Origin of the sequence: Gynuella sunshinyii YC6258, from assembly GCF_000940805.1 — a bacterium.
Classification (GTDB): Bacteria; Pseudomonadota; Gammaproteobacteria; order Pseudomonadales; family Natronospirillaceae; genus Gynuella; species Gynuella sunshinyii.
Genome location: NZ_CP007142.1, coordinates 2,305,327 through 2,326,957 on the forward strand (window position 1 = coordinate 2,305,327; position 21,631 = coordinate 2,326,957).

Consider the following 21,631-nt stretch of genomic DNA (forward strand, 5'->3'; position numbering starts at 1 on the left):
AAGAGGTCTAACATGAGTCATGAAAAACAAGCTGCGTTGATGCAACGTCGCAACTTCTTAAAGTTCATCGGCAAGGCAGGGCTTTCCCTGCCCCTGCTGCAGGCGTCGAGCCTGGGCGCCGGTATGCTGTTATCCCGTCAGGCGCTGGCCGCGGATACTGCCCAGCGTCGGGTGATCTTTATCTACGTTCCGGATGGTACCCCTCAGGGGGCCTCCTACTCGTTCCTGCCATCCGCTAATCTGGCATTGAAAACCTGTTCCCAGCCGCTGGAATCGGTCAAGGATGAGTGCGTATTTTTCCGTAGCCGCAGTGATGCCAGCAAAGGGATCGAGATCATTGGTGGTGGTGGTCATGGTAACTCTCAGCGGGTTTTGGGCGCTTTTGCCGATGGTGTCGGTGGCACCATCGACCTGGCGCTGGAAGAAACCGTTGGAGCCACTTCTCCGGTGGCTTCATTACGGCTTGGCGTGCGTACCCGTAACCTGGACCCGGTGTCGGCACGTTGGTATTCCGGGGTAACCGATTATCAGGACAACCCGCAAACAGCGTTTGAAAAACTGTTTGGCGGTGCGGTGGATACCAGTCCTATCGGTGCCCGGCGAGATAAAAAACGTCTGGAGATCAACCAGGCGGCGCTGGCCAAAATCAAAACCAAACTCGGCACCTATGAACTACAGCGCCTGGAACAACACCAGGCGGCCATCGAAAAACTGAAGACGGATATCGATAGTACGTCCAGTTCTTCAACACCGATGGGTTGCAGTGATCCAACATTTAACCCGAGCGGTCTGTCAGCCGATCTGGTGGATAGCGAGTTTACTAACTTGTTTGCATTACAGACCGAGAATGCCATCCTGGCGCTTAAGTGTGACATCACCCGGGTGGTCACCATTCAGTTGGGTACCCATCAGTCTGACTTTGGTGTGACCGGTCTGGATGCGGATTACCACACCTCGGTACACAGCGGGAATCTGGACTTTTATGCTGAGTATCGGACCTATTTCTCCGAACGCATAGCGCATCTGATCGAGCGTTTGAAAGCGGAAGATGATCCGAATGGCGGCAAGATGATAGATTCGACGCTTGTTGTTCAGGTTACGGATATGGGCGATGGTGGTTCCCATACCGGCTCTGATGCTGCCTTTATGTTTGCGGGTGGTGGAAATGCCGTTAACCGGGGAACTATTATTCCTGCGGACAACCATCATCAGCTGCTGGATACAGCTGCGGAATATATGGGTGTCTACGGTGTCATAAAACCGTATGATGCCAATGGTCCTGTGAGTGGGATATTGGTATAAGATAGCTTTTTCGGCTTTGGAAGAGATTTAATAATGAATAAACTGCTCCTGCCTTTATTGGTATTGGTGCTTTTTTGTCAGGGCTGCGCTCAAGTGAAGCCTTGGGAAAGGGGTAATCTTGCCCGGCCTGAAATGGCCTTCAGTTCAGATGCACTGGAACAGAAAATCCAGGATCATATTTATCATGGTAAAGAAGCATCTCAAACCGTCACTGCCGGAGCAGGCGGTGGTTGTGGCTGTAACTGAGGAATAGCAATGCAAGATAAAAAATCTGTTCTGCTGAACTTAAGCGCTGCGGCACTGTTGTTAAATACGTTATCAGAAACGGTACGGGCGGACCCACCAAATCAAGATAATGAAATTGACTTCAGATACAGCCACTATCATGAAGGGGAGATCCCGGCGGGTAACACCAATACCGGTAAATCCTCTTCCCGTTATGATATCGATGTGTTTCAGGCAAAAGGCAAGATTCCGGTGACTGAAGACACAGAGTTGACCATCAGTGGTATCGCCGAGACCATGTCCGGCGCTTCGCCATGGTATGTGGTGCCCGATGAGAAAGGTGATCCCGTGCAGGTGATGAGTGGCGCAACCATCGATGAAACACGGATGGAAGTCGGCGCTGATTTTCGCAGTTATAATCTGCGAAGTGAGTCCACTTTGTCCGCCAGCTATTCAACCGAAAATGATTACTCCTCGCTCTCGTTTGGCTTTTCCGGTATCTGGCGTCTGAACAATAATCTGACGACTCTGAACTACGGGATGAGTGCTGGAAAGGATAATATTGATGCATCTGATACCGATAAATATCCCACCAGACCAAGCGGAAAAGACAAATCACGGGTATCCGGTTTCGTTGGTTTTTCTCAAGTCATTGATAAAAACCGTTTGGTAGGTGCGAATATCGGTATGACATCGTTACAGGGATTTTTGTCAGATCCTTATAAATGGGCGACCGTCAATGGTATGCAGGTTCAGGATTCGCGCCCGGAGAGCCAGAGTCAGTTCAGTGGTTCGTTGTTATTCAGGCAGTTCTTCAATGACTATGATGCAGCACTGCATACTGATCTGAGCTTTTACTACAATGATTGGGAAGTGTTCTCCCAGACGGCTGATGTTGGCTGGTACCAGAACTTTGGTAACAACTGGCAGATTGTTCCGTCCATGCGTCTTTACCATCAGTCTGCAGCTGCTTTTTACGAGCCTTATTATAAAAGCACTCGCCAGGATGGTTACTATTCCAGTGATTACCGGCTTTCAGAATTTACCGCATTGAGTGGTCGTATCAAACTGGAAAAACAATGGTCACAGTTTTATGGCAATGTTTCCTACGAACACTATGGTGCCTTTGGAGATCATCCGGCACTGGTGAGTTTTGATGTGGTGTCTGTGGGAATTGGCATGAATTTCTAAATCATGTCGTCGGCACTTCCACTTCATCATCATCAATTCCGGGCAATGGGCAGCCGGTGTGAGCTATGGTATTACGCTCCGGCTGAAGACAATCAGCAACTACTGGCGGCTGCCCGGCAGCGTCTCATTCAGCTGGAAAACAAATACACTCGTTATCGTCCTGACAGTATTACCAGCAGGATCAATGCTGCATCCGGCAATGGTGAACAGATCGAAGTGGATAGCGAAACCGTCGGACTGCTGCATTATGCGGCCACCTTGCATGAACAAAGTGAAGGGCTGTTTGATATTACCTCCGGCATCCTGCGGCGGGCATGGGATTTTCGTTCCGGTTGTTTGCCCGCTGATGCCGACATAGAAGCCTTATTGCCACTCATTGGCTGGTCAAACGTACATTGGCAGCCGCCGTTTTTTGCTTTGCCGAAAGCCGGGATGGAAATTGATTTCGGGGGATTCGTAAAAGAGTTTGCCGCTGATCAGCTTGGTTCGGTGTTGCGTCACCGGGGGGTGGAGCATGGGCTGGTGAACCTGGGTGGTGATATCTCTGTTATAGGGCCGCATCCGGATGGAAAACCCTGGATGGTTGGTATTCAGCATCCCCGTGAGGCTGATCATGCTATTGCCAGAATTCCTATGACTCACGGTGCCATTGCCACCAGTGGTGATTATGAGCGTTATATGCTGATTGGCGGGAAGCGCTATTGTCATATTCTTAATCCATTCACCGGCTATCCCATACAGTCACCAATTGCCGGGGCAACGGTTGTGGCCGATCAGTGTTTGATAGCTGGTTCTTTTACCAGTCTGGCATTATTGAAAAGTGAAACCGATCCTGATTGGTTAAAGGAATCGGGTGTTGCTTATTTGCTGGTGGATCAACAGATGTCGTTGATTTCCAATATTCAGGTTGCTGATCAAAGTTAGTTCGGCAGTATTTGTTCCTGAAGATGATGACTGCAGTTACTGTTGGTTGGTAACAGAACACTTGTTGACAGTTTTCGCTTTTTTCGACAGGCTAGCCCGACGTTCATCCTGCTGATTGTTTTTCTGAAATTAACAGGACGTGCTGTTCAAGTAGTATTTCGAGTATCAGCCATGTCATTACCATTAATCGATCTTAGTTTACTAACGTCCCACGACCATGCCATTCAACAGGCCGAAATTCAGCGCCTTGACTACGCCTGCCGCGAAATCGGCTTTATCTATCTGACCAATACCGGTATTTCCCAGAGCTTGATGCAGGAAATTTTTGTGGCGGCAAAGCGTTTTTTTGCCTTACCGCAGGAAGAAAAGCAAAAGATCGATATTGGTACCAGCCCCAACCACAGAGGGTATGGCTCGATTGGTAAAGAAAAGCTCGATGAAGGCAATCTGTCTGATTGGAAAGAAACATTTGATATGGCGTTGGATTTGCCACCTGATCATCCAATGGTTAGCAAGTATTCCAAAATGTATGGCCCCAACCGTTACCCCCAGGATCCAGCCATAGTAGATACCTTGCTCAACTATTATCAGGCTGCGTTCACCGCATCTCAGAGTTTATTGATGGCTATGGCCAAAGCGTTAAAACTGGAAGACGATTTTTTTACTCGTTGTTTCAATACTCATGTAACCGTTTTAAGGCTTATCCATTACCCGCCGAGACCGACGATGGAACATGATAATGGTGCCGGGGCTCACACGGACTATGGATGTGTCACATTATTATTACAGGATCAAGTGGGCGGTTTACAGGTTCGTGCCCGCAATGGTGAGTGGCTCGATGCACCACCGGTAGAAGGAGCGTTAGTGGTCAACATCGGCGATCTGATGCAACGCTGGACCAATGATGAGTACGTATCCACGGCACACCGGGTAAAAGCATCGATGCCGGGAGTTCATCGCTATTCAGTTCCTTTTTTTGTTGAGCCGGATTACGAAACCATGGTTGCCTGTGTGGCGAGTTGTCAGTCTGAACAGAAGCCGGCCAAATATGAACCAATATACAGTGGTGACTGGATTCAGTCCCGTTTTGATGCCACTTATGCATATCGTCAGGGTGAATAAATCGTGGCACGTATCTGGATAAAGGAACCATTGGCCGTTTACCAGGATGTTGTTGCGGATTGTCGTGGCGGAATCGTGGTTGAACAATCCAAAATTGTGGAACTGCTGGGGTTGAACGAACAGCCGTCATTCCCGGTAGACGAAGTTTTTGATGCCCGTAACCTGGTCGTTATCCCAGGACTCATCAATACCCATCATCACTTTTATCAAACCCTGACCCGGTGTTTGCCCGAGGCAATGAATAAGCCTTTATTTCCATGGCTTAAGGTTTTATATCGGGTGTGGGAACGGCTGACGCCGGAACTGCTGGAGGTGTCATCAGAACTGGCGGCGGCGGAGTTGATGTTGTCCGGTTGTACCACAATTTGTGATCATCATTACGTTTTTCCAAAAGGCCTGGAACAGGCCATTGATATCCAGATTGCTGCTGTCCAGCATCTTGGAGCTCGTGCCACTCTGACTCGGGGCAGTATGAGTCTTGGTGAAAGCCAGGGTGGGTTGCCGCCGGATTCTGTCATACAGACTGAAGCGGACATTATTGCCGACTCAGAACGGTTGTTAAAAAGTTATCATGACCCCAAAGAAGGTTCAATGATACAGCTTGCTCTGGCTCCCTGTTCACCATTTTCTGTCAGTGAGCAATTGATGAAAGATACTGCCGAGCTGGCACGGCAATATCAGGTGTCGCTGCATACTCATCTGGCCGAAACTGTGGATGAAAACCATTTTTGTGTACAGAAATATGGTATGCGTCCGACCGACTACCTGGAACATTGTGGTTGGTTGCGTAAAGGCACCTGGCTGGCTCACGGCATCCATTTTACGGATGAGGAAATATACCGTCTCGGGCAAGCAGAAGTGGGTATCGCACATTGCCCGACGTCCAACATGCTGCTGGCTTCAGGTACCTGTCCAACACTGGAACTGGAGCAGGCTGGTTGTCATATTGGTTTGGGTGTAGATGGTTCAGCCAGTAACGATTGCTCGAATATGATGCAGGAGGTTCGCCAGTCGTTATTGCAGCAACGGTTAAAATATGGGACTGAGAAAATCACCCAACATACCGTTCTGAACTGGGCCACGCGTGGTTCTGCCAAGGTTTTGGGGCGTAGCGATATCGGTGCCATTGAGGTTGGCAAACAGGCAGATCTTGCCATGTTTGTGTTGGATGAACTGCGGTTCTCCGGTGCTGCTGATCCGATTGCTGCGCTGGTGCTCTGCGGTGCCCAAAAAGTCAGTCACTTAATGGTTGCCGGACAATGGGCTGTGGAAGATGGTTTGCTGCATATCGATCTGGAAGCGTTGAGATTACACCATACGGAACTGGCCAGGCGGTTGTTGTAGGCCTCTTTTCCTAAGTTCTGTGCAGGTCTCTGCCAACAGAGTGGGTGCTATACGATATTTAATGCTCGTGTTTTATCGGCTTATCATCTCTGTTGGTGGAAATACGGGCGTTTGTTTTCCTATAATCCCCCTCCTTTTAATATTTTCTGAAACGACAATCGCATAATCGAGAGCATTTCCCCATGGAAAAAACCTATCAGCCTCAGGACATTGAGCAGAAACATTATCAGAGCTGGGAACAAGGTGATTACTTTGCCCCCAAGGGAGAAGGCGAAGGTTACTGCATTGTCATTCCGCCACCGAATGTGACCGGTAGTCTGCACATGGGCCACGCCTTCCAGCAGACCATTATGGATGCGCTGACCCGTTACAAACGCATGAGTGGTCATAAGACCCTGTGGCAGCCTGGAACTGATCACGCCGGTATTGCCACGCAGATGGTAGTGGAGCGTCTGCTCGCGGCGGATGGCAAAACCCGTCACGATCTTGGGCGCGAAACCTTTATAGACCGGGTCTGGCAATGGAAAGAGGAAAGCGGCGGCAACATTACCCGGCAGATGCGTCGTCTGGGAGACTCTGTGGACTGGTCCCGTGAAGCGTTCACCATGGATGACAATCTGGCCGCAGCAGTCAAAGAAACCTTTGTCCGTCTGTATGACGAAGGGCTGATTTATCGTGGCAAACGTCTGGTGAACTGGGATCCGAAACTACACACCGCCATCTCCGATCTTGAGGTCGAGAACAAAGAGGAAAACGGCAAACTGTGGCATTTTCGCTATCCACTGGCAGATGGCGTGAAAACCGCTGACGGTAAGGATTATATTGTCGTGGCAACCACCCGGCCAGAGACCTTGCTCGGAGATACCGCAGTTGCCGTGAACCCCGAAGATGAACGCTATCAGTCCATTATCGGTCAATATGTTGAACTGCCATTGGTTGGTCGCCGGCTGCCCATTGTGGCTGATGACTACGTGGATATGGCATTTGGCACCGGCTGCGTGAAAATTACACCCGCTCATGATTTCAACGACTATGAACTGGGTAAGCGTCACAGTGCGCCGCTGGTGAATGTGTTTGATGCCAGTGCCAACATTCTCGCCACCGCGCAGGCGTTTCACTATGACGGCAGTATCAACCCGGATGTCCCCGGCACCATTCCGGACGGTTATGCCGGTTTGTCCCGATACGAGGCCAGAAGCAAAATCGTGGCAGATTTTGAACAGTTGGGGCTGCTCGAAGAGATCAAGGATCATACCCTGATGGTGCCCAGAGGGGACCGTTCAGGTGAAGCGATTGAACCATGGCTGACCGATCAATGGTATGTGCGTACTGCTCCGCTGGCGGAACCGGCGATTAAAGCTGTAGAGAATGGCGATATCGAATTTGTGCCAAAACAGTGGGAAAACACCTATTTTGCCTGGATGCGGGATATTCAGGACTGGTGTATTTCGCGGCAATTGTGGTGGGGACACCAGATTCCCGCCTGGTATGACCAGAATGGTGAAGTTTACGTGGCCCGTTCTGAAGCGGAGGTCCGGCAGAAATACAAACTGGCGGATGATGTACAGCTGACTCAGGATGAAGATGTGCTGGATACCTGGTTCAGTTCTGGCCTGTGGTCGTTTTCGACCCTGGGCTGGCCTGATGAAACCGCGGCTCTGAAAGAGTTCCACAGCACCGATGTACTGGTGACCGGCTTTGACATCATCTTTTTCTGGGTGGCACGCATGATCATGATGACCATGCACTTCATCAAAGATGACGATGGCAAGCCTCAGGTGCCCTTCAAAAAAGTGTATGTCACCGGTCTGATCCGGGATGAAAACGGCCAGAAAATGTCCAAGTCCAAAGGCAATGTGATTGACCCGATCGATCTGATCGATGGTATCAGTCTCGATGACCTGTTGGCCAAACGCACCAGCGGACTGATGCAGCCACAGCTGGCGGCCAAAATCGAGAAAAACACCCGCAAGTCCTTTCCCAATGGTTTCGAACGCTCCGGGACCGATGCCCTGCGTTTTACGCTGACCTCACTGGCGGCTACCGGGCGTGACATCAATTTTGATGTTAAGCGACTGGAAGGGTATCGGAATTTCTGTAACAAGCTGTGGAATGCGGCCCGCTATGTTCGCATGAATACCGTGGAAGCCTACGATTCCGAGGCATTGGCGGTTCAGGATCTGAACAATGAATCCTATGAGCTGTCGCTGGCCGACCGTTGGATCATTTCCCGCCTGCAGCGTCTGGAACAGGATGTTGCCCGTTACTTTGATAACTATCGGTTTGATCTGATGAGCCAGGCCATTTATGACTTTGTCTGGAATGAATACTGCGACTGGTATCTGGAGTTGAGTAAACCGGTGCTGTGGCAGGAAGATGGTTCCGAAACACTGAAACGCGGAACCCGACGGACGCTGGTGCGGGTATTGGAAGCCATCCTGCGAATTGCACATCCGATCATGCCTTTCATTACCGAAGAAATCTGGTTGAATGTGCGGGATCTGGCCGGGCAGGAAGGCGACACCATCATGTTGCGTCCTTACCCGGTGGCGGATGAAACCCAGTTGGATGAAAGTGCTGAGCAGGACATCGAATGGATCAAGGGTGTGATCGTTGGTGTGCGTAATATTCGTGGTGAAATGCAGATTTCGCCGGTCAAAGCCATCGATGTGATTTTGAAAGGCAATAATGCCGTTGATCAGCAGCGTTTACAGAAAAACTCTGAGTTCCTGATCAAACTGGCCAAACTGGAAAGTATTCGCTGGCTCAATGAAGATGAAGACGCACCGCTGTCTTCAACCGCATTGGTGGGTGAGACTCAGGTGTTGGTGCCCATGGCCGGTCTGATCGATGTGGCCGCCGAACAGGCGCGTCTGCAAAAGGAAATTACCCGAGTGGCGCAGGATCTGCAGCGTACTGAAGCTAAACTGAGCAATGAGAACTTTCTGGCCAAGGCACAGGAAGCGGTCGTCAATAAAGAAAAAGAAAAGGCTGCTGATCTGCAGGGTAAACTGGCGAGTCTGCAGGAACAGGCCGACAAACTGGCGGAACTAAACTGATCCTGCCATTGTCAGTCTGTCATCCGGAGCGTGCACTTATGGCCGCTCCGGATAGTTATTGTTGCCATGTCATCTAATAAAACAGGCGCTGGTGCGGTTCTTGGGTGTCGGAAATGCTGTTTCAGTGGCGATGTAAGTGAGTGATCTCTGGTTTCACGGAGCAAAGCTCGTCACTCACAGTAACCCTCGCTGAGCCAGCATTGCGATATTTTTCACTCTAAAATCATCGGGTTCTTCATTCTCGGAAGCGACCTTAACTGCCGATCATGCCAGCCACTTAACAACAGTAAACTGGCGATTGCGCCGAACAGCGCGTAAGCCATATCTGACTGGGTATCCCAGACATAGCCTTGAGTTCCCAGAAATGCCTCGGCACTGTCGCCGGTTGCAACGGCCACCCACCATTCGATCAGTTCATAAAATGCACTGAAGGCCAGGCAGAAGCAGACAATAAAAAATGAACTCATGATATTGCCGTTAATGATCTGTCTGCGTTTGATGATTTCCCGGGCGATCATGGCCGGAACAAAACCCTGGACCAAGTGTCCGAGTTTGTCGTAGTTATTGCGCGCCATGCCGAAGTAATCCCGAATGACATCAAACAAAGGAACCTCGGCATAGGTGTAGTGACCGCCGACCATCAGCACCAGACAGTGGACCAGAATCAGACTGTAGACCAGAGTGGTAAAACGGAATGAACGATAGGTGATGGCCAGAACGACTGCACCGATCATGGCTGGCACGGTTTCCAGAAACCAGGTGAATTGATCCTTGGGGTGTATGCCTGACCAGACAAGCGCCAGCGTAAAAGTACCGATCCAGAGTGCCTTTCCCATAGTGATTTCCATCCTTACTATTTTGATTTATTGGCGGTTGGACCGGTGTTGCCTGTGTATAAGTCACGGATCTGTTGTCAGAAAACCAACAGGCCTGCGAGTAGAAAAGTCATTAATACCAGGATAAATCCCTGCAGAACGGCAATCAGGATACCTTTCAAAAAGCTGGTATCCAGTACCATCATGTACGCCACGGCTGTCAGTGGCAGGGATAACAGAATGCCCAGTTGTTCGCTCAACGCAGGCACAATTCTGATGGCCATTAACTGAATGATGCTGGCAACGATGAGGGCCCCCAAACAGGTAAAAAAGCCGGTGTTCTTGGCACCGACCATGGATGCCGCGAGTTTAACGGGTATCACCATGACGGTGATCATAATCAGTAAAGCGAGCAACAGCTCCATGACAGGTTCTCCATTGATCAGGTCATAATATGTCAGATGAGGGCCGGGCAGGCTGAAGTCAAATGCGCTTAACGCGAACCTGCTTCAGTTTGTTGTACACTGTCACTCAATTGGGTAACGGGATTGGAACATGGCTGGTGAAAAAAACACTCCAGAAAAATTACTGGATCTTGCGGAAACGTATATTCGAACGGGAGGATACAGCTCGTTCAGCTTTCGCGATCTGGCCCGCGATACCGGAATCAAGAGTGCCAGCGTGCATTATCATTTTCCCACCAAAGGGCACCTGGCAGCCGCAGTGGCATTGCGTTATCGCAGCCGGTTTGAACAGGCGCTGATGGACCCTGATTTGCCTGATTTTGATCCCGAAGCGGCGCTGACTCATTACTTTTACATGTTTTATCAGGAAATGCTCAGTGCCCGGCAGATGTGTCTGTGTGCGGTTCTCAGTGTGGAAAAACCGTTGCTGCCGGAAGCGGTCATGATGGAAGTTCAGGCTTTTTTCAAATTGAATCTGACCTGGCTCAGGAAGACGTTCGCCCGTTATTACGATTTGTCGGTGGATAGCCAACCGGTAGATCGCCAGGCGGCAGTAGTGCTGGCGGCTCTGCAGGGTGGTTTGACCGGTGCTCAGGCCCTTGAGGATCCGGAATATTTCAAGCGGGTTGCCGCCGGTCTGTATCAGGGAATTTTCAATACCGAGCTGTTATTTCCTCAGGCATGAGGCCATTACCGCTCCCATTAATCCGGCCGTTGACAGCATCAGGATGATGCCGTTCAGGTTAATCAAACCGGCGAGTGCCCCGAGACCTCCCACCAATAGCAACACCGCACCGATAATGGTGTTGCTGACTGCCACGTAATCAGTGCGAAGATTTCCTTCGGCCATATCTACCACATAAGTTTTGCGACCAATACGCACACCCTGATGGGCAATGCTGAGGAAAAAATAACACAAGGGCAGCAACCAGGGTAACGCCAGCCAGTCCGGCCGAAGCCAGGCCAGCAGACACACCAGAAATCCTAAACCGGCGGCAATAAAGGAACCGACAGCCATCACGGCGGCGCTGGAAACATCGGCAAATTTCCCCCAAACCGGGCCCGAGACCAGACTGGCTGCGCCGCTGGCCAGCACAAACATACCCAGCAATTGCAGCGGGTTACCCAGTAACTGCTGCGCCAGCGCCACGTAGTAAGGCGCGGTCAGGGCTGAACACAGTAATAGTGACCGGGTGATTACAAAACGTCTGAATGGTTTATCCGTGATCAATATGCGGCTGCGTTGCAGTAGCGATTGCATGACGTTATGAGGTTTGCGGGTTTCACCCGGCAGCTCTCGGATCCGGATAAACACCAGCGCCGCAGCGGCCCAAAGCAGGCTGGCCATGAGAATCAGATAACCATAGCTGGGCGCTTCAAGCGGGTGTCCATTATGCAACAGCAGAATCGCGCCCATGACCAGCGTAATCAGACCGGAGAAGCTGGCCGACCAACCGTTGACTTCACCGCGCTGGCTCTTTGGGATGGTCTTGCCCAGCACATCTTTGGAGGCAGTGGAACTGAGACCACGGGCCAGGCTGAATGCGCTTAACAGGGCGATGATCAGCCAACCGGCGAGTGCTCCTGAAGCATGCCAGGCCACCAGACCGATACCGGCAATGGCCAGAGACTGAAAGAGGCTGCCAAAGACCCAGAACCATTTGCGCAACCGATAGCGGCTGACCCACTCGGCAATCAGCAATTGTGGCAGCAATGAACCGGCTTCGCGGATGGGCACCAGAAAGCCGAGTTGATAGAGCGGGGCACCGACACTGCCCATGATCCAGGGCAGGATGATTTTAGGGTTTGAAACGGCGTCTCCCAGCTGTACCAGAAACTGGCTGATCAGCAGGATGACAAAATTTCCGGGAATCCCGGCCTGTGCTTCCGGTGCCATATCGGCTTTTTGCCGGGGGGCAGGATGACGAACCAGTCTTTCATAAATGCGTGTACTGATGGATCGATTGGCCACTCAAATACCTGTGGTCTGTGGGAAAAGGCTGTTTATAGCAAATCCAGATGCAGAGCACACCCTGTCAGTCGATCACCCGGGTAGTGCCGGAGACCCGCACAGACGATCCCGCACTGGCGTCAAATTCCACCAGCAATCGGCAGGGAACGCCCATATCCTCTCCCTGAATGATTTCAAAACGGTTCTGGTCGTTCCATTCATTCCAGTTGAGATCACGCAGATAGCCGGCCAGAGCCGCTGCTGCGGCACCTGTGGCCGGATCTTCATACACCCCGCCGGAGGCGAAGGCGTTACGGGCATGGATCCGACTGGAGGATTCAATCCAGATCAGGCTGACAGTCGTCAGTCCGGCCTTTCTCATCAATGCCTGGGTGGCGTCAAAATCGTATCGCATTGCTGCCAGAGTGGAACGGTCTTTGAGTACCAGAATAAGATGTTGAGCGCCGGCGGACGCCACGCGCACCGGAAAATGCTCATCCAGATCCAGTGGCGACAGATGAAACAGCGCGAGCATCGGTGTGATCAGCGAGGACGCCGCCGGATGGGAGGATGTAGGAGGTGACTGCAACGTAATAAGATGATGCCCATCTTCCTTCTGCCTGACTTCCAGGCTGATTTCCCCGTCATTAAGGTATAAACGATAATGTCCGCTGCCATGCTCCGCCGCAAGGACTGCACCGCTGGCAATGGTGGCATGGCCACAGAACGGCACCTCGGTTTCAGGAGCGAAATAGCGGATACGCCAACCATCCCGGAATGGCATCAAAAAAGCTGTTTCGGAATATCCTATCCTGGCGGCGGCCGTCTGCATTTCGATATCCGCTGGAAACTGCTCCAGAATTGCAACACCCGCAGGATTTCCGCCTTCATGATGATAAGTAAACGCTGCAATACGCTGAATATTCATAGTGAGTCCCGCCCGCTACCCGATGACTTGCTCAGACTTGCAATGTAAGACCCTGTGAGCAGATCTGCAATTAAGAAAAAACCGTCCGTGTCCAAGCAGTGCTTATAGTGGAATCAGTGTTAGCAGCTCCTCCGGATGGTTCAGAATATGACTGGGATGTTCCTTTTCCAGTTCCGCCCGTGAGCCATAACCCCACAGCACCCCGGCACAATCCAGCTGGTTGTGGTTGGCCGCATGCAGATCATAGGCGCGATCACCAATCATAATGGCGTTGCGGTTAATGACACCATCGTTCAGCAGGTTTTCCAACTGTTGCCATTTATCCACGCCGATCTCTGCGCCATTCACAAAACTGAACAGCTCCAGTAAACCGAACATATCCAGAATTCGAACGGCGAAATCGCCCCGTTTGGCGGTACAGACGCCCAGTTTGCAGCATTGACGCTCATGCAATGTCGTCAGGGTGCTTTCGATGCCGTCGTACAATATGTTTTCGCTGAAACCGATATCACCATAGCGTTCACGGTATTTCTCCACTAAAGAAGCGATTAGTACGGGGTCGTTGCTGCGGGTGAGTTCGGCAAAGGTTTTGTCCAGTGGCGGGCCGATAAAACGGCTCAGCTCGTCCAGCGGAAAGGGATCAAAATGGTGGTGTTCTAGTGCGTAGTTGATGGATTGCGTGATACCGGCTTTGGGGTCACTGATGGTGCCGTCCAGATCGAAGACCAGATACTCATAATTCATGAAAAATCCAACTGCTGATTTAAAACCCTATTATCTTAGCTACTTACTGACGGTTTGCCAGTTTGGCATTGATGCGCATGGTAGAGGTTTCGAGCTGTATTTTCAGGCGGATTTGGTTATCCTCTGGCCCCTTTATTCAGGTTTGGCAAAAATTATGAGTTTCCAATTCGATCCAAGACAATATATTCGCACGGTTCCCGATTGGCCTGTTCAGGGTGTGCAGTTCAGGGATATCACCACGCTGCTGGAACATAAACTGGGCTTTCGCCAGACCATCGACTGTTACGTTCATCGTTATTTTGAAGCCGATATTGATGCCGTGGTGGGTATCGATGCCCGTGGTTTTATCATTGGTGCTCCGATTGCTTACGAGTTACGTTCCAGCTTTGTGCCGGTGCGTAAGAAAGGCAAGCTTCCGGGCGAAACCGTTTGTGAGAGCTATGAACTGGAGTATGGCAGCGCCGAGATTGAAATGCATACCGATGCGCTCAAGCCTGGCAGCAAAGTGATCCTGGTGGATGACCTTATCGCCACCGGTGGAACGATGCTGGCGGCAGCCAGACTCATCGAAAAGCTGGGTGCCAGCATCGTGGAGGTTTGCGCGATTGTGAACCTGCCCGATCTTGGTGGTAGCCGGAAGCTTGAAGAAGCTGGATACAAGGTATTTTCGTTGTGTGAGTATGAAGGGGACTGACAGACTCAACCTCTGAAGATTCAGAGGTTGTCATGTTATTGAATGATCTCCTGTTGCAGGGTTTCGGCCGCTTGTCCGAGCCCGCCCAAATTGAGTACCTGGGTGTATCCCATCTGTTCCAGAATTTTCTGTGCACGGCCGGCACGATTGCCGCTGCGGCAGTACAGTAATATCTGCTGGTCCTTATTAATTGGTTGCCGGGATATCTGTTCTGCCAGCTGATCCAGTGGCATGAGTTTGGCATCCCGCAGGTGACCGGTGTTCCATTCCTCCAGCGTTCTGACATCAACGATCAGAGCCTTCTGATAGTCGAGTTCTTTGGCTGCGACATCAGAGCAGCCGACTATTGACAACAATAACCATCCAAGCAGGAGAGTTCTTCTTTTCATTGCAATCGTCCATAAGTGTTGACGATAAATATGGTACCTTCAGTGCATAATAGAACAACCATACTTATGGCTCATAGGAGAGTTTCCCCATGGCAACGTTTAAAGCATTTTTAGTGACAGAAGATGACGGCCAGTTTCGGCAGGATGTTGTGCAGCGCAGCTTTGATGCTTTGCCTGATAACGATGTGCTGATCAAGGTAAGTTATTCGTCCCTTAACTATAAAGATGCATTGTCAGCCAGTGGCCATAAGGGTGTCACTCGTGAATATCCTCACACTCCCGGTATCGATGCTGCCGGGGTCGTGGTATCAGATCGAACCGGGCGCTGGCAACCGGGCACTGAAGTGGTGGTTATTGGTTACGATCTGGGTATGAATACCTCTGGTGGTTTTGCGGAATTTATCAGTGTGCCGGCGGACTGGCCGATACAGCTGCCCGACAACATCAGTCTGGAAGAATCCATGATGCTTGGAACGGCCGGTATTACCGCGGCATATTGCCTTGAAAAGCTCCTTGATAACGGTTTAGTGGCCGATAATGGTGAAGTATTGGTTACCGGGGCTACTGGTGGTGTTGGTGCTTTCGCCCTGACGATACTGGCGCAGATGGGGTTCAGCGTAGTGGCCAGCAGCGGTAAGCCCGAGGCATCGGAATGGCTGCTCGAACTTGGCGCCAGCCGGGTCATTGATCGTAATGAAATTGGAACACAGTCTTCAAGGCCCATGCTCAAATCCGAATGGGCCGGAGCAGTGGATACCGTCGGTGGTCATACGCTTGAGAACATTGTAAAAAGTCTTAAGTTTGGTGCCAGTGTCGCAGCCTGTGGAAACGTCACCGGAGCTGACCTGCAAATGACCGTATTCCCGTATATTTTACGGGGAGTCAACCTGCTCGGTGTTGCCAGTGCCGATGCCAGCCGGGATGATCGCATCCGGGCATTTGGTAAACTTGCCTCCATGTGGAAACCTGCGCGATTGCGCAACATGGTACAGCATGTCGGGTTGCGTGGATTGTCGGAACAGATCCGGCAAATGCTGGCCGGTCAGCATCAGAAACGGGTCGTCGTCGATCTGGCAAAAGAGTAAGATGCGCGTCTGATTTGTAACCCATACAGGAGGAACTGTTCTGAACACTGCAACTGTCAAACTTGAACCCAGTTGGCTGAGCCGGTTACAGGATCAGTTTGAGATGGATTATATGAAGTCGCTGAAGCATTTTCTGAAACATGAAAAAGCCAGCGGTAAACAAATATATCCCAGAGGTGAGGAATATTTCCGTGCTTTTGATCTGACTCCCTTTGAGCAGACCAAGGTCGTCATCCTTGGTCAGGATCCCTATCATGGCGAACATCAGGCCCATGGATTGTGTTTTTCTGTTCGACCAGAGGTCAGGGTGCCGCCCAGTCTGATCAATATTTATAAAGAGCTGAATCGCGATATCGGCTTTACCATTCCCAATCATGGTTATCTGGAATCCTGGGCCCACCAGGGGGTGCTGCTGTTGAATTCGGTGTTAACCGTTGAGGCCGGGCGGGCTGCTGCCCATCAGGGCAAAGGCTGGGAGCAATTTACCGACCGGGTCATCGCCGTGATCAATGAACAGCTGGACAATGTGGTATTTATGCTTTGGGGCAGTTATGCCCAGCGCAAAGGTCAGTTTATCGATACCCGCAGGCACCTGGTGTTGAAAACCACACACCCTTCACCGTTGTCTGCACACCGGGGATTTCTCGGTTGTGGCCACTTTTCCCAGGCCAATGCCTACCTGCAGCAGTGTGGTCGGACTCCGGTCAACTGGCAGTTGCCGTTACAGGTCTGACATCCTGTTATGTTGAGTGTTCAGGATCTTATTAATGCCATTGTGCTGGTTATGGTGGTTGCCTGGGTCTGGCATCTGCTCGGTATTCGCCAGCGAGCGGTTGTTGCCGCCAGGCGCCATTGCCAGAAGCTGCAATTGCAGTTTCTGGATGAAAGTGTGCACCTGCTGCGCTTTCGGTTGCGATGGGTAAATGGCATGCTTCGGTTGGTACGTCACTATGGTTTCGAATTTGCCGTTACCGGGGAGCAGCGCTATCAGGGCGATGTCATCATGTTGGGAGCACGGGTACAGTTGATTGAACTGGAACCGTATCCAATACAGGAAGACGATTTCGACGCCCCCGTTCATCACCTGCATTGACCGTTTCGGAAGCGGCTATCCATAGTCTTACGACAGACTTATCCGGCCAATGAAATGATCAGTGTATTGTGTGCCAGGATGAGCTGGCAGAGTATCCTGCTTGTCTGGTCAGTTTCATGGCTTCATTTCTTTAGGGGGCCTCTGAAAAACAGGAATAGTTTTGATGCAGGCGAGGAAGCACCACTCGCAACACCGCAGTTTACAGGCGTAAATGAGGATGTGAGACTGGGGCTGACAACGTCCTGCGCGAAAATAGTCCATTTTTCAGAGGTTCCTTAGTGTCTCGGTTGTGATTGAATGAGACTGTGGCTACGGCTCTCTATATCACTGTTAGCTGCATGGTTATTGTTTATATTGACCGACCAGTCTTTGCAATGATAACCATGGACATTCGTTTGAAAACAAAATTCATTCGCAATACCATCGGCTGTCAGATTGAATGAGTTGGAAGTGATGGATTTGCAATGTAGTCATACTCATCAGAAATCACGCCTGCATGGCGATGGTTTGAGTGTCGGTTATGGTGACAGGACCATTCTGCAGGGGGTGGATTTTGCCGTTGCTGATGGCCGCCTGACGGTGTTGGTCGGACCCAATGGCAGTGGTAAATCCACGTTGCTGAAAACGATGGCCCGAATTCTGGCACCTAAATCCGGTCAGGTATTGTTGGATGGTAAAGATATTCACCAGACCCGCACTCGTGAAGTGGCCAAAAAGCTCGGATTATTACCACAGGGGCCCACTGCGCCCGATGGTCTGACGGTCCGTGAGCTGGTGGCTCAGGGACGGTTCCCTCATCAAAGTCTGTTACGGCAATGGAGCTCTGAGGATGAGCGAGCTGTAAACCAGGCGATGGAAACGGCCCAGGTATCCGGTTTTGCCGACCGGCCAGTGGATGATCTGTCCGGCGGGCAGCGGCAACGCTGCTGGATTGCGATGGTGCTGGCGCAGCAGACTGATCTGATTCTGCTGGATGAACCCACCACGTTTCTGGATTTGAAAGTACAGGTGGATCTGATGCAGATGCTGGTTCGTTTGGCCCATGAACGGGGTCATACTCTGGTAGTGGTACTGCATGAACTGAACCTGGCCGCGGCTTATGCGGATACGCTGGTCATGATGCGTGAGGGCCGGATCGTGGAGTCGGGTCCGCCGGAACGGGTCTTCAATCGCGAAAATCTGAAGACAGTTTTTGATCTCGATGCCAATGTGATTCGTGATCCCCATTCCGGATCATTATTGTGCGTGCCGGTGGTGATGGCCACCGATGGTTATGATGCTGAAGTCGCTGGAGCTATTCATGAATCCTGAAAAGTATGTTTTTTGCCGTGAAGTCAGTCTGGAGCGTTCAGAGCCGCTGGCGGGTACTGGTGTTCATCAAAGCTCCAATCTGCTGATCAGCTGGCCCATCGGCAAATGGCTGAAAAGTCTGCGCAAGACCAAAGATATGAGCGACGAACTGCTGGCCCTGGCTGATGCGATTGTGAGCGCCGGTCGCAGGATCAATCTGATCGATCGTAAAGACCAGCCTGAAGATGTACATCGGGCTTATCTGATGCCGGAAAACCGGGTGTACGATGTGCCGCATGCATCTTTGGTTGAGTTTCTCACCGCTGTTTTGGAAGGCACACCTCTGTATCGCTGGTTTGCCGGATCCGTTGAGGGTTCCCTGGTGCTCTGTTGTACTCATGGTAATAAAGATAAATGCTGTGCTAAATATGGCTATGCTGCCTATCAGTCACTTGCAGCGGCGGCCGGGAAACTCGATGCGCCTGTTGAGGTCTGGCAGAGTTCCCATCTGGGCGGCTGTCGATTGTCTGCCAGTGCGCTGGTGTTTCCGCAAATGCATAAATACGGTCGTATCGAGCCAGATCAGGCTGAGGCATTGCTGACGGCTGAAATCAACGGCGAGATATATCTTCCAGCTTATCGCGGTGCCTGTCATCTTGACCCTCAGCAGCAGGCAGCGGAAGTGGCGGCCCGTCAATGGCTGGCAGATCATCAGATCACCGGGCTGGTTCAGATACAGGTGATAGAACAGCAGCCTGACAAGGTCACCATCTTCTGGAGAGCACATAATTGCCGTGGATCGGTCATCGTCAGCGGTTATGAGGACAGCGTGCAACGCTATGGTACCTGTGCCGAAATCGATAACGATGAAGCGATGACGGCGGTACCGGTCTGGCGGGTAACAGATGTACAGCCGCTCAACGGCGGCGGCGATACAGCAGATAAATAAAGAACGGTGCGCCGATTGCCGAGACGAATATCCCTGCCGGAAGGTCTTGAGGTAGAAAGCCGATACGTCCGATGAGATCTGCCACTAACACGATCAATGCCCCTGTTAGCCCCGAACCCAGAATGCGACCAGGCATTGTCTGACCACAAATGCCTCTGGCCAGGTGAGGGGCAATCAGACCAACAAAGCCGATGCCGCCGGCGAACGCGACCGCCGAGCCAGCCAATGCAACACTGCCGGCCAGCAGGAGCAGGCGATTACGGTTAACCGCTGCTCCCAGTCCCAGCGCCTGCTGATCATTCATGCCCATCAGTGCCAGCGGGCGTGCCATCACTATGCTTAGCGGCAACAATATGATCAGCCACGGCAGCATACCTATGACATCCTGCCATTGGGCTCCGTACAGACTGCCGGTCAACCAGACGTAAGTACTCACCGTGGTGTTCAGATCACTCATGACTATCGTGAGTGTGGCAACCGCTTTCAGGGCAGCGGCTATGGCGATTCCCACGAGCACCAGCCGTATGGGAATGATGCCGTTATTGCGTGCCAGCGCGTAAATCAGCAACGCCGTCAGACCTGCTCCTGTCAGCGCAAATACCGGTAACCAGTGGATGCTGATGACCCCGGCAAATATGGCCAGGAACAATACTGCACCGAATGCGGCACCATCGCTGATGCCAATGATGTCCGGCGAAGCCAGAGGGTTGCGTACCACCTGTTGCAGAATAACGCCGGAAATACCGAGTGCTGCACCCACCTCCATTGCCAGCAGGGCTCGCGGTAACCTGAGGGTGTAAACCGTAAATCCATGGTCGCTGTCAGAGGGGGCTATGATTGCCTGAATAACCTGCGGCGGAGTCAACAGTGTGCTGCCCAGACACAAATACCCCAGAACGGCAAATGCCAGAATACAGAGCAGACACATTACCCGCCAGGACGTGGTTCGATGAAACGCCAGTGCCAGTCGTTCGGAACGGGAACGTAGCAGATAATAGTGACTCATAAGACAGGACTCCGGCGTCGGGCGATAGCAATAAATACAGGGGTGCCGAGGAATGCCGTCATAACCCCAACCGGTAGCTCCTGAGGTGGAACGACAAACCGCGACAGCGTATCCGCCAGCAGCAATAAAATGGCGCCGAACATGGCAGCAGCCGGTAGTACCCAACGGTGATCACGACCAAACAGCATTCTGGCCAGATGCGGAATGATCAGCCCGACAAAACCGATCATCCCGGCCAGTGCAACGGATCCTCCGGCGAGCACTATGACCAGAGTCCCGAGCACCAGGCGGACAACAATGATTCTCTGACCCAGTCCTTTGGCAATTTCATCATTCAGTAGCATCAGGTTCATTTGCCGGGTCATGATCATGGTCACTATCCAGGCCAACGCGAAAAGCGGCAGAAACGGAATAATCATGGCCATGGTCCGGCTGGACAACGAACCGCCGAGCCAGAACAGAATACCTTCCAGACTCTCGCGGTTGAGTATTAACAATCCCTGGGTAAATGCCACAAACAATGCCGTGATGGCGGCTCCGGCCAACACAACCTGTATCGGTGCAAAACCGATACTCTGTTGATAGCCCAGCAAATACACCAGCAGGCCAGCAACGGTGGCACCCATGAATGCCACCCAGATGTACTGTTCCAATGAGGTGAGAGAAAAAAAGCTGAATGCCGCGACGATAAAAAACAATGCTCCGGCATTAATGCCAAACAGGCTTGGTGATGCCAGAGCGTTGCGGGTCAGAGCCTGTAACATTGTACCGGCGCAGGCGAGGTTGGTGCCGATCACCACAGCCAGTACCGCCCGATTCAACCGGCTTGACTGGATAATAATGTGTTCGGTGATGTGGTCATCGTAATGAAAAAGAGCATCAATCACGACATTTAAAGGGATGCGGGTTTGTCCGAATGCGATACTCGCCACAGCGGCGGCAAGCAATACCAGTGAACAAATCAGCAAACCAGCGGTTTTGGCAGTAGTGGTATGCAGCACAGCGTTGTTCCGGTTATAACAAAATGGCGCGATACCTCCTTGTATCGCAACAGAG

General features: G+C 51.5%; 22 protein-coding genes. 14 read left to right on the forward strand and 8 right to left on the reverse strand.

Annotation, left to right across the window (positions count from 1 at the left end; all coding sequences use genetic code 11):
- The first annotated feature begins 12 nt into the window (after positions 1-12).
- From YC6258_RS09955 to YC6258_RS09985, 7 genes are all read left to right on the forward strand, one after another.
- A complete protein-coding gene (locus YC6258_RS09955) occupies positions 13-1,302 on the forward strand; it encodes a DUF1552 domain-containing protein (RefSeq protein ID WP_044616858.1) in 1,290 nt (429 codons plus the stop codon).
- Positions 1,303-1,335: 33 nt separating this feature from the next.
- Entirely contained in the window at positions 1,336-1,548 is a 213-nt protein-coding gene (locus YC6258_RS09960; RefSeq protein WP_144407608.1) for a DUF4266 domain-containing protein, read from the forward strand.
- Between the two features lie 9 nt (positions 1,549-1,557).
- Positions 1,558-2,718, forward strand: a complete 1,161-nt coding sequence (locus tag YC6258_RS09965) for a DUF3570 domain-containing protein (protein ID WP_044616859.1) — start codon at positions 1,558-1,560, stop codon at positions 2,716-2,718.
- Positions 2,719-2,721: 3 nt separating this feature from the next.
- Positions 2,722-3,642: an FAD:protein FMN transferase gene (locus YC6258_RS09970; RefSeq protein WP_044616860.1), complete on the forward strand. Its 921-nt coding sequence runs from the start codon at positions 2,722-2,724 to the stop codon at positions 3,640-3,642.
- Between the two features lie 171 nt (positions 3,643-3,813).
- On the forward strand, positions 3,814-4,764 hold the full coding sequence (locus tag YC6258_RS09975; protein ID WP_044616861.1) for an isopenicillin N synthase family dioxygenase: 951 nt from the start codon (positions 3,814-3,816) through the stop codon (positions 4,762-4,764).
- Between the two features lie 3 nt (positions 4,765-4,767).
- Positions 4,768-6,108 carry an 8-oxoguanine deaminase gene (locus YC6258_RS09980; protein ID WP_144407609.1) on the forward strand — a complete coding sequence of 447 codons (1,341 nt, stop codon included), beginning with the start codon at positions 4,768-4,770 and terminating at the stop codon, positions 6,106-6,108.
- Between the two features lie 182 nt (positions 6,109-6,290).
- Positions 6,291-9,167 (forward strand): valine--tRNA ligase, encoded by a 2,877-nt coding sequence (locus tag YC6258_RS09985; RefSeq protein ID WP_044616863.1) that lies wholly within the window; start codon positions 6,291-6,293, stop codon positions 9,165-9,167.
- A gap of 212 nt (positions 9,168-9,379) precedes the next feature.
- Here YC6258_RS09985 and YC6258_RS09990 read toward each other — a convergent pair whose 3' ends face one another.
- Both YC6258_RS09990 and YC6258_RS09995 read right to left on the reverse strand, forming a co-directional pair.
- Positions 9,380-10,003 (reverse strand): DUF2238 domain-containing protein, encoded by a 624-nt coding sequence (locus YC6258_RS09990; RefSeq protein WP_044616864.1) that lies wholly within the window; start codon positions 10,001-10,003, stop codon positions 9,380-9,382.
- Positions 10,004-10,080: 77 nt separating this feature from the next.
- Positions 10,081-10,407, reverse strand: a complete 327-nt coding sequence (locus YC6258_RS09995) for a hypothetical protein (RefSeq protein ID WP_044616865.1) — start codon at positions 10,405-10,407, stop codon at positions 10,081-10,083.
- A gap of 130 nt (positions 10,408-10,537) precedes the next feature.
- Between YC6258_RS09995 and YC6258_RS10000 the strand changes: the two genes are divergently transcribed.
- Complete coding sequence (locus YC6258_RS10000) at positions 10,538-11,131, forward strand: TetR/AcrR family transcriptional regulator (protein WP_044616866.1); 594 nt, start codon at positions 10,538-10,540, stop codon at positions 11,129-11,131.
- Here YC6258_RS10000 and YC6258_RS10005 read toward each other — a convergent pair.
- The 3 genes from YC6258_RS10005 to YC6258_RS10015 all read right to left on the reverse strand — a co-directional run bounded on the left by YC6258_RS10005 (position 11,114) and on the right by YC6258_RS10015 (position 14,069).
- Positions 11,114-12,418: an MFS transporter gene (locus tag YC6258_RS10005; RefSeq protein WP_052830203.1), complete on the reverse strand. Its 1,305-nt coding sequence runs from the start codon at positions 12,416-12,418 to the stop codon at positions 11,114-11,116. The genes YC6258_RS10000 and YC6258_RS10005 overlap by 18 nt on opposite strands.
- 64 nt (positions 12,419-12,482) lie before the next feature.
- Entirely contained in the window at positions 12,483-13,325 is an 843-nt protein-coding gene (locus tag YC6258_RS10010) for a PhzF family phenazine biosynthesis protein (RefSeq protein WP_044616867.1), read from the reverse strand.
- A 102-nt stretch (positions 13,326-13,427) separates the two neighbouring features.
- Positions 13,428-14,069 (reverse strand): HAD hydrolase-like protein, encoded by a 642-nt coding sequence (locus YC6258_RS10015; protein ID WP_044616868.1) that lies wholly within the window; start codon positions 14,067-14,069, stop codon positions 13,428-13,430.
- A gap of 154 nt (positions 14,070-14,223) precedes the next feature.
- Here YC6258_RS10015 and YC6258_RS10020 point away from each other — a divergent pair, with 154 nt between their 5' ends.
- Positions 14,224-14,763, forward strand: coding sequence for an adenine phosphoribosyltransferase (locus YC6258_RS10020; protein WP_044619928.1), 540 nt, complete (start codon positions 14,224-14,226; stop codon positions 14,761-14,763).
- A gap of 35 nt (positions 14,764-14,798) precedes the next feature.
- On the opposite strand, the gene YC6258_RS10025 is transcribed toward YC6258_RS10020, so the two are convergent.
- Positions 14,799-15,152 (reverse strand): rhodanese-like domain-containing protein, encoded by a 354-nt coding sequence (locus YC6258_RS10025; RefSeq protein WP_052830204.1) that lies wholly within the window; start codon positions 15,150-15,152, stop codon positions 14,799-14,801.
- A gap of 89 nt (positions 15,153-15,241) precedes the next feature.
- Here YC6258_RS10025 and YC6258_RS10030 point away from each other — a divergent pair, with 89 nt between their 5' ends.
- The 5 genes from YC6258_RS10030 (at position 15,242) to YC6258_RS10050 (ending at position 19,569) form a co-directional block, all read left to right on the forward strand.
- Positions 15,242-16,237, forward strand: coding sequence for a YhdH/YhfP family quinone oxidoreductase (locus tag YC6258_RS10030; RefSeq protein ID WP_044616869.1), 996 nt, complete (start codon positions 15,242-15,244; stop codon positions 16,235-16,237).
- Positions 16,238-16,277: 40 nt separating this feature from the next.
- Positions 16,278-16,970 (forward strand): uracil-DNA glycosylase, encoded by a 693-nt coding sequence (gene ung, locus YC6258_RS10035; RefSeq protein ID WP_044616870.1) that lies wholly within the window; start codon positions 16,278-16,280, stop codon positions 16,968-16,970.
- Between the two features lie 9 nt (positions 16,971-16,979).
- Positions 16,980-17,330, forward strand: coding sequence for a DUF3301 domain-containing protein (locus YC6258_RS10040; RefSeq protein WP_044616871.1), 351 nt, complete (start codon positions 16,980-16,982; stop codon positions 17,328-17,330).
- A 453-nt stretch (positions 17,331-17,783) separates the two neighbouring features.
- Positions 17,784-18,641, forward strand: coding sequence for an ABC transporter ATP-binding protein (locus YC6258_RS10045; protein ID WP_044616872.1), 858 nt, complete (start codon positions 17,784-17,786; stop codon positions 18,639-18,641).
- A complete protein-coding gene (locus YC6258_RS10050; protein ID WP_044616873.1) occupies positions 18,631-19,569 on the forward strand; it encodes a ferredoxin family protein in 939 nt (312 codons plus the stop codon). The genes YC6258_RS10045 and YC6258_RS10050 overlap by 11 nt, the downstream gene beginning before the upstream one ends.
- Here YC6258_RS10050 and YC6258_RS10055 read toward each other — a convergent pair.
- Positions 19,538-20,575 (reverse strand): FecCD family ABC transporter permease, encoded by a 1,038-nt coding sequence (locus tag YC6258_RS10055; protein ID WP_044616874.1) that lies wholly within the window; start codon positions 20,573-20,575, stop codon positions 19,538-19,540. The genes YC6258_RS10050 and YC6258_RS10055 overlap by 32 nt on opposite strands.
- Complete coding sequence (locus YC6258_RS10060; RefSeq protein WP_044616875.1) at positions 20,572-21,576, reverse strand: FecCD family ABC transporter permease; 1,005 nt, start codon at positions 21,574-21,576, stop codon at positions 20,572-20,574. The genes YC6258_RS10055 and YC6258_RS10060 overlap by 4 nt, the downstream gene beginning before the upstream one ends.
- Positions 21,577-21,631 lie beyond the last annotated feature (55 nt).